The sequence below is a fragment of the Pseudomonas bharatica genome (assembly GCF_048586865.1).
Taxonomy (GTDB): domain Bacteria; phylum Pseudomonadota; class Gammaproteobacteria; order Pseudomonadales; family Pseudomonadaceae; genus Aquipseudomonas; species Aquipseudomonas bharatica.
Genome location: NZ_JBMAWR010000001.1, coordinates 388,011 through 403,306 on the forward strand (window position 1 = coordinate 388,011; position 15,296 = coordinate 403,306).

Genomic DNA, 15,296 nt, shown 5'->3' on the forward strand with positions numbered 1-15,296 from the left:
CTCAGGTCCTCTTGTCGAACAACTCGCGACCCAGGCGCCGTGCGGTGTCGAAATGCCCCTGGGGGAAATCTTCATCGGCCTGGGTCAAAAGCACCGAGGATGCCATCCGCGCACCGCAATAGCCAAAGATCCCGTGTTCGATCTGGGTATGCATGGCCACCGAATAGCCGTGCTTGTCGTAGGTCTGCGGGCCGGCGCCGGCGATCGCCACAAGGTGGACCGGCAGGCGCTGCAGCAGCCCCTGCTCGGCCTGGTCATAGGCCCAGCCGCCACTGAACACCCGGTCGATCCAGCCCTTGAGCAGCCCCGGGAACGACCACCAATACACCGGGAACACCAGCACCAGCGCATCAGCGCGGTCGATACGTGCCTGCTCGGCAAGCACATCCGCCGGAACCGGAGACTGATTGCGGAACAGCGCCAGGTCGTCCGGATTGAAGCGCGGATCGAACCCTTCGGCATGCAGGTCGGCGATCTCGAAGCCGTGGGGCGCGGGGATATTTGCCGCCAGCTCGGCGGCGACGCGATGGGTCAGGGACTGCGTGTCCGGATGGGCAACCACGATGAGGGCATGCATGGAACGTACTCCTGCGAGGGCTGAATTGATGTACCAAAGGTATATACCATTGGTACATCTAGCAACCCCCGACCCGCCATCGCGCAATGCGATACACAAACCAGTTACGACACGTGTTTTTGTGTTTGATATTTGGTTTTGTATCACTTATAACTGTACTCACGCCCAAAGCCCCCCCACGACAAAAAGGCGGGAGACACACATGTACGCACAATTGGTCGAAACCGGCGTCAAGCGCCTGAAGACCCTCGACGAGATGTCCGAGCAGGAGCGCGCCTTCCAGGAGCGCATCGATGCCGAGATCAAGATCGAGGCGAAGAACTGGATGCCGGACGCCTACCGGCAAACGCTGATCCGGCAGATTTCCCAACACGCCCACTCCGAGATCGTCGGCATGTTGCCGGAGGGCAACTGGGTAACCCGTGCCCCATCGCTCAAGCGCAAGCTGCAGTTGATGGCGAAGATCCAGGACGAGGCCGGCCACGGTTTGTACCTGTATAGCGCCATGGAAACCCTCGGCGCCGATCGTGATACAGAAATTGAAAAGCTACATAGCGGAAAAGCAAAATATTCCAGCATTTTCAACTACCCGACCCTGAGCTGGGCCGACATCGGTGCGGTGGGCTGGCTGGTGGATGGCGCTGCGATCGTCAACCAGGTGGTGCTCCAGCGCACCAGCTACGGCCCCTATTCCCGGGCGATGATCCGCATCTGCAAGGAAGAGAGCTTCCACCAGCGCCAAGGCTACGAAATCCTCCTGACCATGATGCGCGAGGGCAACCAGGCGCAGAAGGACATGGTCCAGGACGCGATCAACCGCCTGTGGTGGCCGTCGCTGATGATGTTCGGCCCGAGCGACGAGCACTCGCCCAACAGCGCCCAGTCCATGGCCTGGAAGATCAAGCGCCAGAGCAATGACGAACTGCGCCAGCGCTTCATCGACCAGACCGTGCCGCAACTGGAATTGCTCGGCTGCACGGCCCCGGATCCCGAGCTGAAGTGGAACGCCGAGCGCGGTCATTACGACTTCGGCCAGATCCAGTGGGACGAGTTCTACGAAGTGCTCAAGGGCAACGGTCCGTGCAACCAGGAGCGCGTCGCCACCCGCCGCCAGGCCATCGAGGACGGTGCCTGGGTACGGGCTGCCGCTGTCGCCCACGCCAAGAAAAAAGCCAATAAAAACGCCGCCTGAGCGCCGTCCGAGGAGAAATCGCCATGTCCGAATGGACCCTGTTCGAAGTGTTCGTGCGCAGCAAGCACGGCCTCAACCACAAGCATGTCGGTAGCGTCCATGCCGCGGATGCCGCCATGGCCATCGAGAATGCCCGCGAGCTGTACACCCGCCGCAACGAGGGCGTAAGCCTGTGGGTGGTGCCCTCGGCGCTGATCACTGCCTCGTCGCCCGACGAGAAGGATCCGCTGTTCGCCCCTGCCGAAGACAAGATCTATCGCCACGCCAGCTTCTACGAGCTGCCGCCTGAAGTGGGGCATATGTGATGACGGCGCCCATGACAGACGACCTGATCCAGTATTTGCTGCGCCTGGGCGACAGCGCCATGGTCCAGGCCCAGCGCCTGTGCCAGTGGTGCGGCCGCGCCCCGGCGCTGGAAGAAGAGCTGGCGCTGATGAACGTCGGCCTCGACCTGGTCGGCCAGGCGCGCAACTGGCTGGAATATGCCGCCGAGCTGAGGGCTGACGGCCGCGATGCCGACCACCTGGTGTTCCGCCGCGACGAGCGCGCCTATCGCAACCTGCTGCTGGTGGAGCAACCCAACGGCGACTATGCGCTGACCATTCTCAAGCAGTTCTTCTACGACGCCTGGCATTTCGCCGTGCTGCAAGGCCTGGCCCGTTCCAGCGACGAGCGTCTCCAGGCCATCGCCAGCAAGGCGTTGAAGGAAGTCAGCTATCACCTGCGCCGCTCCAGCGAGTGGGTCGAGCGCCTGGGCGACGGCACCGAGGAGAGCCGCCAGCGCATGCTCGCCGCCCTGCCCCAGGTCTGGCGCTATACCGTCGAGCTGGTGGAGGCCGATGCGCTCGAGCAGCGCCTGTTCCACAGCGGTGTGATCGGCAACCCGGAGCAGGTCGCGCTGGACTGGCAGACGCAGGTCGAAGCCACCTTCGAGCGCGCCACCCTACCGGTGCCGCCAGCGGCCAGTCACTTCTACCTCAGCGGTCGCCATGGCGTGCACAGCGAGCACCTGGGCCTGCTGCTGGCGGAAATGCAGTTCCTGCCGCGAGCCTACCCCGATGCAACCTGGTGAGCTGATCGCCAGCGACCGCGGCGCCCGCGTCTCGCGGCCCGATGACCTGCACCAGGCGTGGACGGTGCTGGAGCAGGTCATGGACCCGGAAGTGCCGGTGGTCAGCGTGGTCGACCTGGGCATCGTGCGCGCTCTGGACTGGGCCGACGGCCACCTGCAGGTCACCGTGACCCCGACCTATTCCGGGTGCCCGGCCACCGAGGTGATCGAGCAGGATATCCGCGCCGCGCTGGAACAGGCCGGCTTCGCCGAGCCCGCGCTAAAGCGTCAGCTCAGCCCGGCCTGGACCACCGACTGGATCAGCGCCAGCGGCCGTGAACGCCTGCGCGCCTACGGCATCGCCGCGCCACTGGGCAGTTCGAACAAACGCAGCCTGCTCGGCGAACCTCAGGTGATCGCCTGCCCGCAGTGCGGCAGCAGCCACACCGAGGTGCTCAGCGAGTTCGGCTCCACCGCGTGCAAGGCCCTGTACCGCTGCTGCGACTGCCGCGAGCCCTTCGATTATTTCAAGTGCATTTGAGCGCTTGCTGGAGATTCCCCATGAGCCAGTTCCACAGCCTGACCGTCAAGCAAGTGCGCAGCGAAACACGCGATGCCGTATCGATCCTGTTCGATGTACCGCGTGAACTGGGCGAGACCTTCCGGTTCACCCAGGGCCAGTACCTGGTGCTGCGCACCCGCCTGGATGATGAAGAAGTGCGCCGCTCCTACTCGATCTGCACCGGCGTCAACGACGGTGAACTGCGGGTGGCGGTGAAGAAAGTGGTCGGCGGACGCTTTTCCGCCTTCGCCAACGAGGTGCTGGCGGCCGGTGACGTGATCGATGTCATGCCGCCGTCCGGCAGCTTTCACACCGCGCTGGATCCAGCGCGTCAGGGTCACTACCTGGCGGTGGCGGCCGGCAGCGGCATCACCCCGATCCTGTCCATCGTCAAGACCACCCTTGAAGCCGAACCGAACAGCCGCTTCACCCTGCTCTACGGCAACCGCGCCAGTGGCTCGGCGCTGTTCCGCGAGCAGCTGGAAGACCTGAAGAACCGCTACCTGCAACGCCTCAACCTGATCTTCGTGTTCAGCCGCGAGCAGCAGGACATCGACCTTTATAACGGCCGCATCGATGCCGACAAATGCGCGCAGCTGTTCAGCCGCTGGCTCGACGTGCCGCAACTGGAAGCGGCGTTCATTTGCGGTCCGCAGGCTATGACCGAGACCGTGCGCGACGCCCTGAAGGCACGAGGCATGGCCGCGGACAGGATTCACTTCGAACTGTTTGCCGCCGCCGGCAGCGACGAGCGGCGCCAGGCACGGGAAGCGGCGCGGCAGCAGGACTCGGCGATGAGCCAGGTCACCGTGATCAGCGACGGCCGTGCGCTGTCCTTCGAGCTGCCGCGCAATAGCCAAAGCGTGCTGGATGCCGGCAATGCCATCGGCGCCGAACTGCCCTACTCGTGCAAGGCCGGGGTCTGCTCGACCTGCAAGTGCAAGGTGATCGAGGGCGAAGTGGAGATGGATAGCAACCATGCCCTGGAAGACTACGAGGTGGCGGCCGGGTATGTGCTGTCGTGCCAGAGCTATCCGCTGAGCGAGCGGGTGGTCCTGGATTTCGATCAGCTTTAAAGGTTTTTCGTCTGTACCGGCCTCATCGCTGGCAACGCCAGCTCCCACAGGGATCCCTGTGGGAGCTGGCTTGTCGGACCGCCGAACCGCAGCGATGAGGCCCGAAAGAACAAAGCAATACCCCCAAGCGTGAACGACACAACAACTACAACAAGATCAAGAGAGCGCACCCATGACCCCCAGTGATATCGAATCCATCAGCAACCACCCCGATTTCCGGCAACTGGTGCGGCGCAAGCGCCGCCTCAATGGCAGCCTCACCGCCGCCATGCTGGTGATCTACTACGGTTTCGTCCTGCTCGTGGCCTTTTCCCCCAGCACCCTCGGCCAGTCCCTCAGCGGCGGGGTGACCAGCGTCGGCATGCTGGTGGGCGTGCTGATCGTGCTGCTGTCCTTCGCCCTCACCGGTATCTACGTATACCGCGCCAACAATGTCCTCGATCCGCTCAACGACAAGGTCAAGCAGGAGTGCGCGCAATGAACTGGACCGCCATCGGCATGTTCCTGCTGTTCGCCGTCTTCACCCTCGGGGTGACCCGCTGGGCTGCCCTGCGCACCCGCTCGGCCAGCGATTTCTATACCGCCGGCGGCGGCCTGAGCGGGATGCAGAACGGCCTGGCGATCGCCGGCGACATGATCAGCGCCGCGTCCTTCCTCGGTATCTCGGCGATGATGTTCCTCAACGGCTACGACGGCCTGCTCTACGCCCTGGGCGTGCTGGCCGGCTGGCCGATCATCCTGTTCCTGATCGCCGAGCGCCTGCGCAACCTGGGCAAGTACACCTTCGCCGACGTGGTCTCCTACCGCCTGGCACAGACCCCGGTACGCCTGACCTCGGCCTTCGGCACCCTGACCGTGGCCCTGCTGTACCTGGTGGCGCAGATGGTCGGCGCCGGCAAGCTGATCGAGCTGCTGTTCGGCATCAGCTACCTGTACGCGGTGATCCTGGTCGGCGTGCTGATGGTGTTCTACGTCACCTTCGGCGGCATGCTCGCCACCACCTGGGTGCAGATCATCAAGGCCGTCATGCTGCTTTCCGGCACCACCTTCATGGCCTTCATGGTGCTCAAGCACTTCGGTTTCAGCACCGAGGCGATGTTCGCCAGCGCCGCGGCGGTACATGCCAAGGGCACGGCGATCATGGCCCCGGGCGGGCTGCTGTCGAACCCGGTGGATGCGATTTCCCTCGGCCTCGGCATGATGTTCGGCACCGCCGGCCTGCCGCATATCCTGATGCGCTTCTTCACGGTCAGCGATGCCAAGGAAGCCCGTAAATCGGTGTTCTACGCCACCGGTTTCATCGGCTACTTCTACCTGCTGCTGATCGTCATCGGCTTCGGCGCCATCGTCATGGTCGGCACTGAACCTGCCTACCGTGACGCCAGCGGCGCGATCATCGGCGGCGGCAACATGATCGCCGTGCACCTGGCCCAGGCCGTGGGCGGCAACCTGTTCCTTGGCTTTATCTCGGCCGTGGCCTTCGCCACCATCCTTGCGGTAGTCGCCGGCCTGGCGCTGTCCGGCGCCTCGGCGGTGTCCCATGACCTCTATGCCTGCGTGGTGCGCAAGGGCAAGGCGAGCGAACAGGATGAGATCCGCGTTTCCCGTGTTGCCACCCTGGTGATCGGCGTGCTGGCGATCATCCTCGGCCTGATGTTCGAGTCGCAGAACATCGCGTTCCTGTCCGGTCTGGTGCTGGCCATCGCGGCCTCGGTCAATTTCCCGGTGCTGTTCCTGTCCATGTTCTGGAAGGGCCTGACCACCCGCGGCGCCGTGGCCGGCAGCCTGGCCGGCCTGGTTTCGGCGGTGATCCTGCTGGTGCTGAGCCCGGTGGTGTGGGTCAACGTTCTGCATCACGACAAGGCGCTGTTCCCCTACTCCAACCCGGCGCTGTTCTCCATGAGCGCGGCCTTCCTCGCCGCCTGGGCCTTCTCGGTGTCCGACCGCTCGGCCCGGGCCAGCGAGGAACGCGGCCGCTATCTGGCCCAGTTCATCCGCTCCATGACCGGCATCGGCGCCGCCAGCGCCAGCAAACACTAATCACGCAAACGACGACTCGGGAATAACAACAATGAACCCCATTCGCCTTCTGGCCGGACTCGCCCTGCCCCTCGCCTGTACCCCGGCCCTGGCCGGCTTCATCGAGGACAGCCACGCGAAGATCGAACTGCGCAACCACTACATAAACCGCGACTTCCGCCAGGACAACGCGCCGCAATCCAAGGCCGAGGAATGGGCGCAGGGCTTTACCGCCAAACTGGAGTCCGGCTTTACCGATGGCACCCTTGGTTTCGGTGTGGATGCCATGGGCCAACTGGGCATCAAGCTGGACTCCAGCCGCGACCGCCGTGGCACCGGCCTGCTGCCCTATGGCCGCGACAGCCTGGAACCGGTGGACGACTACAGCGAGCTGGGCGTGACCGCCAAGGTGCGCCTGTCGAAAAGCGTGCTGCGCCTGGGTACCCTGCAACCGCTGTTGCCGGTGGTCACCTACAACGACACCCGCCTGCTGGCCTCGACCTTCAAGGGCGGCCTGCTGACCAGCCAGGACATCGACGGTCTGACCCTCAATGGCGGGCGCCTGACCAAGGCCAACCTGCGCGACTCCTCGAGCAACGACGATATCGGCTACGGCGCCGCCAGCAGCGATCACTTCGATTTCGCTGGCGGCAGCTACGCCTTCAGCCCGCAACTGGCGGTGAGTTACTACTACGCCAAGCTCGAAGACATCTATCGCCAGCAGTATGTCGGCCTGGTCCATACCCTGCCGCTGGCCGAGGGCATGAGCCTGCGCAGTGACCTGCGCTGGTTCGACAGCCGCGGCGACGGCGCCGAACGCGCCGGACGCATCGATAACCGCAACTTCAACGGCATGTTCACCCTGGCCGTGGGCGCACACAAATTCAGCGGCACCTTCCAGCAGATGTCCGGCGACAGTGCCTTCCCGTTCCTTAACGGCGGCGACCCGTACACCGTCAACCTGGTCACCTACAACACCTTCACCCGCGCCGGGCTGGACTCCTGGCAGGCGCGCTACGACTACGACTTCGCCGCCCTGGGCATTCCCGGCCTGAGCTTCATGACCCGCTATACCGACGGCCGCCACGCCAAGGCGGCGGGTATCGACAACGGCCGCGAGCGCGAACGCGACACCGATATCGCCTACGTGATCCAGAGCGGCCCGCTGAAAAACGTCAGCCTGCGTTGGCGCAACGTCACCTTCCGTTCCGGCAACGGCCTGACCAATGCCCTGGACGAAAACCGCCTGATCGTCGGCTACACCCTGGCGCTGTGGTAACAGCGCTTCCTGAAAGAATTGGAGGATACACCGATGTCTGCTGCCCCTACCTTGCAAAGCTTCATCGCCGGCCGCTGGATCGGCCAGCACGGCGCCCAGCCCCTGCGCAGCGCCATCGACGGCCACTTACTGGGCTACAGCCATGAGGAACGTCCGGACTTCGCCGAGGCCCTCGCCTGGGGGCGCCAGCAGGGCCGCACCGGCCTGATGGCCCTGGATTTCCAGCAGCGTGCAGCGCGGCTCAAGGCCCTGGCGCTGTACCTTGCCGAGCGCAAGGAGCAGCTCTATGCCCTGTCCCACCACAGCGGCGCGACCCGTGCCGACAGCTGGATCGATATCGAGGGCGGCAATGCCACGCTGTTCTCCTATGCCGGCATCGGTGCCCGCGAGTTGCCGTCGGGCAACCTGGTCCATGAAGGGCCGGCGATCCCGCTGGGCAAGCAGGGCCGGTTCGCCGGCAGTCACATCCTGGTGCCACGGGCCGGGGTCGCGGTGCATATCAATGCCTTCAACTTCCCGATCTGGGGGATGCTGGAAAAATTTGCCCCGACCTTCCTGGCCGGCATGCCCTGCATCGTCAAGCCCGCCACCGCCACCAGCTACCTGACCGAAGCCGTGGTGCGCCTGATCGATGAGTCCGGCCTGCTCCCGGCCGGCGCCCTGCAACTGGTGATCGGCAGCACCGGCGACCTGCTGGAGCGCCTGGACGGCCAGGACCTGGTGACCTTCACCGGCTCGGCGGACACTGCGGCGAAACTGCGGGTCACGCCCAACCTGATCCGCAACTCGGTGCCCTTCACCGCCGAGGCCGACTCGCTGAACTGCGCCATCCTCGGCCCGGACGTGAGCCCGGACAGCGAAGAGTTCGAGCTGTATATCAAGGAAGTCGCCCGGGAAATGACCACCAAGGCCGGGCAGAAATGCACGGCGATTCGCCGGGCCATCGTGCCGGCGAAGCATCTGGACGCAGTGGCGACCCGCCTGCGGGATCGCCTGGGCAAGGTGGTGGTGGGCGATCCTTCGGTGGAAGGCGTGCGCATGGGCGCATTGGCGTCCCATGCACAGCAGGCCGATGTCGGCGAGCGGGTCGAACAACTGCTGCAAAGCTGCGACCTGCTGTTCGGCGCCCGTGATGGTTTCGAACCGCGCGGTGAAGGCGTCGCCAACGGCGCCTTCTTCGCCCCCACCCTGCTGCTGGCGCGGGACGCCCATGCCGAAGGCGGCGCCCACGATATCGAAGCGTTCGGGCCGGTCAGCACCCTGATGACCTATGAAGACCTGGATGAAGCGCTGGACCTGGCTGCCCGCGGCAAAGGCAGCCTGGTGGCAAGCCTGATCACCGCTGACCGCACAGTGGCGGCCAGGGCCGTGCCGGTGGCGGCGGCCTGGCATGGCCGCCTGCTGGTGCTGGATGCCGAAGCCGCTGCCGAATCCACCGGCCATGGTTCTCCGCTGCCGCAACTCAAGCACGGCGGTCCGGGTCGGGCTGGGGGTGGCGAGGAACTGGGCGGGCTGCGCGCCGTGAAGCACTACCTGCAACGGGCCGCGGTACAGGGCTCGCCGAGCATGCTGATGGCGGTGACCGGCGAGTACGTGCGTGGCGCCGAGGTGATTGAAACCGACGTGCACCCGTTCCGCCGCCACTTCGAGGACCTGCGCGTCGGCGAGTCGTTGCTGACCCATCGGCGGACGGTGACCGAGGCAGACCTGGTGAACTTCGGCTGTCTTTCGGGGGATCACTTCTACATGCATTTCGACGAGATCGCCGCACGGGAATCGCAGTTCGGCAAGCGTATCGCCCACGGCTACTTCGTGCTGTCGGCGGCGGCCGGCTTGTTCGTCAGCCCGGCTCCCGGGCCGGTCCTGGCCAACTATGGACTGGATAACCTGCGCTTCATCAATCCGGTGGGCATCGGCGACACGATCCAGGCCAGGCTCACCTGCAAGCGCAAGATCGACCAGGGCAAGAAGAGCCCGCAGGGTATCCCGCAAGGGGTGGTGGCGTGGGATGTGGAGGTGACCAACCAGCTTGGGGAGCTGGTGGCGAGTTATGACATCCTGACCCTGGTGGTGAAGCGGGAGGGATAGACTGTGGATGCGGCGCGGTATCGACAAGGTCCGCGTCGCGTTTCGAGGCGCACCGGTAGGTTGGCACGACCAGCGTTTTCAATGCGCCAGCAGGCGCAGCCCATACAGATAGCTCCAGATAATCAACGGAAGTGCCAGCACGCGGCTCCAGAACCAGGGTGAATCCGGTTGCGTATCGCCGCTCCAGAACAGCACCACCAGAGCGAAACCCGTGGCCAGGCATAGCAGTACAACCAATGGCCAGCGAACCCTGCCCAGGAAATCCGGAGAGCCGCACCCGGACGCGCCATGTGCACCATGGCTACCGTCGATTTTTCTCATACCCTCGCCCCGAGAAATATTCCAGGCACGCACAGTAAAACATCTGACTTATCAATTTCGAGCCTCAAACAAACGAAGGGAAGTTTCCAGGAAAGCTTGAGAAACTTCCGAGCCAGGTGGTTATCCAGCGAGCCGTCGGAAGTGCGCCATGGGCCAGCTTCGCAACCATTGCTGCTGTAGCAACATAGATTCACCAGTGCCCTGCTGCCTGCCTAGCAACGACGCCGCAAAAATCCTGATTTATCCAATTGAATCAATGAGTTGAAAACATGGCATAAACCCTGCTCTACCCCTGCATCTGCAACGCTCGGGGAGAAGCAGCATGTTCCAGATCAATCCCATCACCAAGGGAATCAGCCTTAGCCTTCTGTTGGCGGGCCAATACCCGTTGGCCTATGCCGACGATGAAACCAGCACCACACCGGCGCTGAAAACCGTAACCGTCACCGCCCAGCACCGGGAAGAAACCCTGCAAGAGGTTCCGGTGGCGGTCTCGGCGGTCCAGGGCACCAGCCTGACGGCCGACGGCGTGCGCGCCATGGGCGATATCACCACGTTCGTACCCAACGCTTCGGCGAAGAATCCGGACGGCGACGGGCGCCCACGCTGGTACATCCGTGGCCTGGGCACCGGCGATACCGGTGCGGCCACGGTCTACCCGGTGGGCATCTATGCCGACGACGTGTACCTCAATGCCCCGGTGGCCGGCGGTGGGCCGCTGTTCGACCTGGAGCGCATCGAGATCCTGCGTGGCCCGCAAGGCACCCTGTACGGCAAGAACACCACCGCCGGCGCGGTCAATGTGATTTCCAAGAAACCGACGTTCGATACCGACGGCTACGGCACCATCGGCTTCGGCAGCAAGAACGAACGCATCCTCAACGGCGCCATCGGCGGTTCGCTGGTGGACGACCGCCTGGCCGGGCGGGTCTCGCTGTATTCCGAGGAGCGCGACGGTTTCACCCATAACCTGACCAACGACCAGACCTACGGTGACGTCAACAAGAAAGCCGTGCGCGTGCAGTTCCTGGCCAAGGTCAACGAGGATCTCGAAGCCCTGCTGAAGATTCATGGCCGTGAATTCAAGGGCGACGGCAGCAGCGGTTCGCTGCCCCTGGGGCGCTATTACAATGTCGGCTACCAGCGCCCTCACGGGCGCAAGATCGAGCTCAACACCAACGAAGACTACAAGCTCGACCACAGCGGCACGTCGCTGACCCTGAACTGGAACCTCGGCGACTACACCCTGACCTCGATCACCGCCTACGACCATATCCGCAACCAGTCGCTGACCGACGCCGATTACACCCCCTACGAGGTCAACGGGGCCACCGACAGCGATGCGACCTACGACCAATACTCCCAGGAGTTCCGCCTCGCCTCTTCGCCGCAGGAAACCCTGCGCTGGATGCTCGGTACCCACTACTTCCACGAGACCCTCGACAACAGCGCGGTGCGCAGCATCATTCCGGGCCCGACACCGAACGGCACCGGCTCCAACCAGACCGGCGGTACCGTGGATTACCGCAACCTCGACTACACCCACCGCACCGACAGTTATGCGCTGTTCGGTAACCTGGCCTATGACTTCACCGACAACCTGACCGTCACCGGCGGCCTGCGCTGGACCACCGAGAAAAAGGATATCGATCTCGACCTGACCCAGCTGACCCGTGCTACCGCGACGGGTCCGCTGATCCCGTTGACCGCCGCCGGCAGCAACGGCAATCGCGAGGAAAGCAAGCGCTGGGACGCTTGGACCTACGACCTGACCCCGGAATACCGGATCAACGACAACCTGCGGGTGTTCTTCCGCTACGCCCACGGCTTCCGCTCGGGTGGCTTCAACACCGGTCTGTCTACCAGCCTGGCGCAGTTGACCACGGTCGATCCGGAAGAACTGGATGCCTATGAGCTGGGCTTGAAGTCGGAGTGGTTCGACCATCGCCTGACGGTCAACGCCAACGTCTTCTATTACGACTACCAGGACATCCAGGTGAACCTGCTGACGGTCAACAGCGGCATCCTGACCACGGCGCTCACCAACGGCGCCAAGGGCAAGGTCAAGGGCGCGGAACTGGAGATCGAAGGCCAGCCCACCGACCGCCTGCATCTGCGCGGCGCGCTGTCGTTCCTGGATACCGAGTACACCGACTTCAAGAACACCAACCCCAATACCGGCGCGGTCACCGGCGACTACAGCGGCAACAGCTTCGTCCGTTCGCCGCGCTACGTGGTGTCCCTCGGGGCCGACTACACCCTGCCGCTGGACATTCCCGGCAGGCTGGTGGCCGGGGGCGATGTCAGCTTCCGCGACAAGGAATACTTCCTCGCCGACCGCCAGAGCAGTGCCGACGCGCCGCTCAACCAGCCCCACTACACCCTGGCCAACAGTCGCCTGACCTGGTTCAGCGCGGACGAGAAACTCAGCGTCACCGGCTTCGTCAACAACCTCACCGACCGCCGTTACCAGGTTCATGGCCGGCCCAACGGTACCGCCGGGCAATACGTGATCACCTACGGCGACCCGCGCACCGTCGGCCTGAGCGTTACCAGCCGTTTCTGACCCTTCGCTGACCGGCGATCCCGGGAGGGTCGCCGGCCCCCTTGCGTGTAACAGGAGTAGTCCCATGTACCGTCTCGCCCCCTTGACCGGCGCCATCGCGCTGGCCATCGGCAGCCTTGCCGTGCCCGTCGTCCAGGCCCAGGAGCCCGCCAGTGGCAGCGCCGCCAAAGACGACAAACTCGATACCGTGGTGGTGGTCGGCACCCGCCGCAGCGACGTTACCGCCCTGGAAAGCGCGGCACCGGTCGATGTGCTCAGCGCCGAAAAACTCGAAGAAACCGGGGCCAAGGACCTGTCCGGCGCCCTTACCGCGCTGTCGCCATCCTTCAGCTTCCCGCAATCGCCACAGGGCGCCTTCGCCGGGTCCATCGCCCAGGGCGCTTCGCTGCGTGGCCTGGCCTCGGACCAGGTGCTGGTATTGGTCAACGGCAAGCGCCGCCACAGCAGCGCCAACGTCACCCGCCAGAGCCTGGCCAACGGCCGCGGCGCCGCGGCGGTGGACCTGAGCCTGATTCCGCTGAGCGCGGTGTCGCGGGTCGAGATCCTGCGTGACGGCGCCGCCGCCCAGTACGGCTCCGATGCCATCGCCGGAGTGATCAACATCGTCCTCAAGGAAAACGACGATGGCGGCAACATCGGCTACCGCTTCGGCGGCTACGACAAGGGTGACGGCCTGCAGCGCAAGCTCAGTGGCTGGAAAGGCTTCGCCCTGCCCAACGATGGCTTCCTCACCCTGGCGTTCGATGCCGGCAACCAAGACCCGGCCAGCGATACCCGTCCGGACAACCGCATCTTCTATCCTGGCGACACCAGCGTTAATACGCCCCGCGAGCAGAACAACCGCTACCGCACCTGGAACTGGGGCTCGGGCGGGGTCAGCGACCAGTACAACCTCGTTGCCAACAGCGAGATCGGCGTCGGCGACGGCCTGACCGCCTACGGCTTCGCCACGTACTCGCACAAGAACACCGACGCCGAAGGCTTCTTCGACCCGCCCACCACCCTGCGCAGCAACTACGGCAGCGTCGCACTGTCGCGCTACCCGGACGGGCGCCTGCCGATCACCCGCTATGCCCTGGAGGACTACGCGGTCACCGGCGGCCTGCGCTACGAGGACGATCTGCTGGGCAAGTTCGACCTGGCGGCCAACTACGGCAACGACACGCTCAAGTCCACCGATCGCGACGCGATCAACCCTAGCTGGGGCGCCAACAGCCCGTACAACATCTACACCGGGGAGCGCGAGAACGAGCAGACCAACCTGACCCTCGACTGGGTCCGCGACTTCCCCACCGACCTTCTGGCCAAGCCGCTGACCGTTTCCGCGGGCCTGGCCTGGCGCAAGGAAAACTACACCCTGAGCGCCGGCGAGGCGGCGGGCTGGCAGAACGGCGCGCTGTTCAACACCCTGGACCCGGTCACCGGGCGGCGGATCCCCGGCTACTACTCGGGGATCACCAACGTCGACGCCGCCTCGCTGGAGCGCAAGGTATTCGGCGCCTACCTCGACCTCGAAGGGCAAATCACCGACAAATTCCAGGCCGGCCTGGCGGTGCGCTCGGAGCATTATTCGGACTTTGGCGACACCACCAACGGCAAGCTTTCCCTGCGCTACGACTTCACCCCGCAGATCGCCGCACGCGGCAGCATCAGCAGCGGTTATCGCGCACCGTCGCTGGTGCAGAGCGGTTTATCGTCGTTCAGCGTGCAGGTGGTGGAGCAGCCGCCGGGCAGCGGCAACTGGGTCGAGGTGCAACAGCGCACCCTGCGCGCCGACAGCCCGGAAGCGGCGTTGCTCGGTGGCCGGGCGCTGAAGCCTGAGGAGTCGACCAACTACTCCCTGGGCCTGGTCTGGCGACCATTGAGCAATGCTTCGCTGAGCATCGACGCCTACCGCATCGATATCGACAACCGCATCACCCTCTCCGACCAGTTGCCGGCCAGCGTGGTCGGGCCGATCTTCGCCGGTACGCCCTACGCCAACATCCAAAGCGCGGCGTTCTACACCAACATCGCCGACACCCGCACCGACGGCGTCGAGCTGAGCGGCCAATACCAACTGGACCTGGCAGCCTATGGCCGGCTCGACCTGAACGCCGGCTTCGCCAAGACCCGCACGCGGATCACCGACCTGCGCGATGTCGGCGGCATCAGCGGAGAGCAGATCGTCGGACGGGCCACCCAAGGCCTGATCGAGCATGGCACGCCGGACAACAAGCTGACCTTCAGCGCCAACTGGCTGTACGAAAACTGGGGGCTGACCGTGACCCAGCGGCGTTATGGCGAATGGAAAAGCCTGAACGCCAGCAACCCCGCGCTGGACCAGACCTTCAGCCCGCAATGGGTGACGGATCTGGACCTGAGCTATCGCTTCGACCTGGGCCTGAAAGTCTCGGTAGGCGCGATCAACCTGTTCGACAGCCATCCGGAGAAATTGAAAGGTGCGCAGTTGTACGGGGTGCCGAAGTATTCGATTACTTCGCCTGAGGGGGCGCAGGGTGCGTTCTATTACACCAGTGTGAGTTATGACTTTTAAACGGGGATGATCGAGAGCCGCCCCAGGCG

Annotated in this window: 12 protein-coding genes and 1 pseudogene; 11 read left to right on the forward strand and 2 right to left on the reverse strand. The window is 64.4% G+C overall.

Going from position 1 to position 15,296, the window contains the following annotated elements; genetic code table 11:
- Position 1 precedes the first annotated feature (1 nt).
- Positions 2-577 (reverse strand): NAD(P)H-dependent oxidoreductase, encoded by a 576-nt coding sequence (locus ACKLLE_RS01710; RefSeq protein ID WP_420056564.1) that lies wholly within the window; start codon positions 575-577, stop codon positions 2-4.
- A 202-nt stretch (positions 578-779) separates the two neighbouring features.
- Here ACKLLE_RS01710 and paaA point away from each other — a divergent pair, with 202 nt between their 5' ends.
- The 9 genes and pseudogenes from paaA (at position 780) to paaZ (ending at position 9,844) form a co-directional block, all read left to right on the forward strand.
- Positions 780-1,769 carry a 1,2-phenylacetyl-CoA epoxidase subunit PaaA gene (paaA, locus tag ACKLLE_RS01715; RefSeq protein ID WP_279898671.1) on the forward strand — a complete coding sequence of 330 codons (990 nt, stop codon included), beginning with the start codon at positions 780-782 and terminating at the stop codon, positions 1,767-1,769.
- A gap of 23 nt (positions 1,770-1,792) precedes the next feature.
- Complete coding sequence (gene paaB, locus ACKLLE_RS01720) at positions 1,793-2,074, forward strand: 1,2-phenylacetyl-CoA epoxidase subunit PaaB (RefSeq protein WP_009398366.1); 282 nt, start codon at positions 1,793-1,795, stop codon at positions 2,072-2,074.
- An 11-nt stretch (positions 2,075-2,085) separates the two neighbouring features.
- Positions 2,086-2,841, forward strand: coding sequence for a 1,2-phenylacetyl-CoA epoxidase subunit PaaC (paaC, locus tag ACKLLE_RS01725; RefSeq protein WP_420056565.1), 756 nt, complete (start codon positions 2,086-2,088; stop codon positions 2,839-2,841).
- A complete protein-coding gene (paaD, locus tag ACKLLE_RS01730; protein ID WP_420056566.1) occupies positions 2,828-3,361 on the forward strand; it encodes a 1,2-phenylacetyl-CoA epoxidase subunit PaaD in 534 nt (177 codons plus the stop codon). The genes paaC and paaD overlap by 14 nt, the downstream gene beginning before the upstream one ends.
- Positions 3,362-3,381: 20 nt before the next feature.
- Positions 3,382-4,458, forward strand: a complete 1,077-nt coding sequence (paaE, locus tag ACKLLE_RS01735; protein ID WP_420056567.1) for a 1,2-phenylacetyl-CoA epoxidase subunit PaaE — start codon at positions 3,382-3,384, stop codon at positions 4,456-4,458.
- Positions 4,459-4,630: 172 nt separating this feature from the next.
- Entirely contained in the window at positions 4,631-4,939 is a 309-nt protein-coding gene (locus ACKLLE_RS01740) for a DUF485 domain-containing protein (protein ID WP_009398359.1), read from the forward strand.
- A pseudogene (locus tag ACKLLE_RS01745) lies at positions 4,930-6,498 on the forward strand (cation acetate symporter); the annotation flags it as partial. The gene ACKLLE_RS01740 and the pseudogene ACKLLE_RS01745, both read left to right, overlap by 10 nt.
- Before the next feature lie 31 nt (positions 6,499-6,529).
- The gene (locus ACKLLE_RS01750; RefSeq protein ID WP_420056568.1) at positions 6,530-7,756 is read left to right on the forward strand and encodes an OprD family porin; all 1,227 of its coding nucleotides are present in this window, start codon (positions 6,530-6,532) and stop codon (positions 7,754-7,756) included.
- Between the two features lie 33 nt (positions 7,757-7,789).
- Positions 7,790-9,844, forward strand: a complete 2,055-nt coding sequence (gene paaZ, locus ACKLLE_RS01755; protein ID WP_420056569.1) for a phenylacetic acid degradation bifunctional protein PaaZ — start codon at positions 7,790-7,792, stop codon at positions 9,842-9,844.
- Between the two features lie 78 nt (positions 9,845-9,922).
- Here paaZ and ACKLLE_RS01760 read toward each other — a convergent pair whose 3' ends face one another.
- Positions 9,923-10,165, reverse strand: coding sequence for a hypothetical protein (locus tag ACKLLE_RS01760; protein WP_158487713.1), 243 nt, complete (start codon positions 10,163-10,165; stop codon positions 9,923-9,925).
- 322 nt (positions 10,166-10,487) lie between these two features.
- Here ACKLLE_RS01760 and ACKLLE_RS01765 point away from each other — a divergent pair, with 322 nt between their 5' ends.
- Together ACKLLE_RS01765 and ACKLLE_RS01770 are read left to right on the forward strand one after the other, a co-directional pair.
- Complete coding sequence (locus ACKLLE_RS01765) at positions 10,488-12,731, forward strand: TonB-dependent receptor (RefSeq protein WP_420056570.1); 2,244 nt, start codon at positions 10,488-10,490, stop codon at positions 12,729-12,731.
- 64 nt (positions 12,732-12,795) lie between these two features.
- Positions 12,796-15,267 (forward strand): TonB-dependent receptor plug domain-containing protein, encoded by a 2,472-nt coding sequence (locus ACKLLE_RS01770; RefSeq protein WP_420056571.1) that lies wholly within the window; start codon positions 12,796-12,798, stop codon positions 15,265-15,267.
- Positions 15,268-15,296 lie beyond the last annotated feature (29 nt).

What these genes read in the sequence shown, in the direction of transcription:
- ACKLLE_RS01710 (WP_420056564.1), bottom strand. Translation starts at nt 577, where the DNA reads ATGCATGCCCTCATCGTGGTTGCCCATCCGGACACGCAGTCCCTGACC.
- paaA (WP_279898671.1), top strand. Translation starts at nt 780, where the DNA reads ATGTACGCACAATTGGTCGAAACCGGCGTCAAGCGCCTGAAGACCCTC.
- paaB (WP_009398366.1), top strand. Translation starts at nt 1,793, where the DNA reads ATGTCCGAATGGACCCTGTTCGAAGTGTTCGTGCGCAGCAAGCACGGC.
- paaC (WP_420056565.1), top strand. Translation starts at nt 2,086, where the DNA reads ATGACAGACGACCTGATCCAGTATTTGCTGCGCCTGGGCGACAGCGCC.
- paaD (WP_420056566.1), top strand. Translation starts at nt 2,828, where the DNA reads ATGCAACCTGGTGAGCTGATCGCCAGCGACCGCGGCGCCCGCGTCTCG.
- paaE (WP_420056567.1), top strand. Translation starts at nt 3,382, where the DNA reads ATGAGCCAGTTCCACAGCCTGACCGTCAAGCAAGTGCGCAGCGAAACA.
- ACKLLE_RS01740 (WP_009398359.1), top strand. Translation starts at nt 4,631, where the DNA reads ATGACCCCCAGTGATATCGAATCCATCAGCAACCACCCCGATTTCCGG.
- ACKLLE_RS01750 (WP_420056568.1), top strand. Translation starts at nt 6,530, where the DNA reads ATGAACCCCATTCGCCTTCTGGCCGGACTCGCCCTGCCCCTCGCCTGT.
- paaZ (WP_420056569.1), top strand. Translation starts at nt 7,790, where the DNA reads ATGTCTGCTGCCCCTACCTTGCAAAGCTTCATCGCCGGCCGCTGGATC.
- ACKLLE_RS01760 (WP_158487713.1), bottom strand. Translation starts at nt 10,165, where the DNA reads ATGAGAAAAATCGACGGTAGCCATGGTGCACATGGCGCGTCCGGGTGC.
- ACKLLE_RS01765 (WP_420056570.1), top strand. Translation starts at nt 10,488, where the DNA reads ATGTTCCAGATCAATCCCATCACCAAGGGAATCAGCCTTAGCCTTCTG.
- ACKLLE_RS01770 (WP_420056571.1), top strand. Translation starts at nt 12,796, where the DNA reads ATGTACCGTCTCGCCCCCTTGACCGGCGCCATCGCGCTGGCCATCGGC.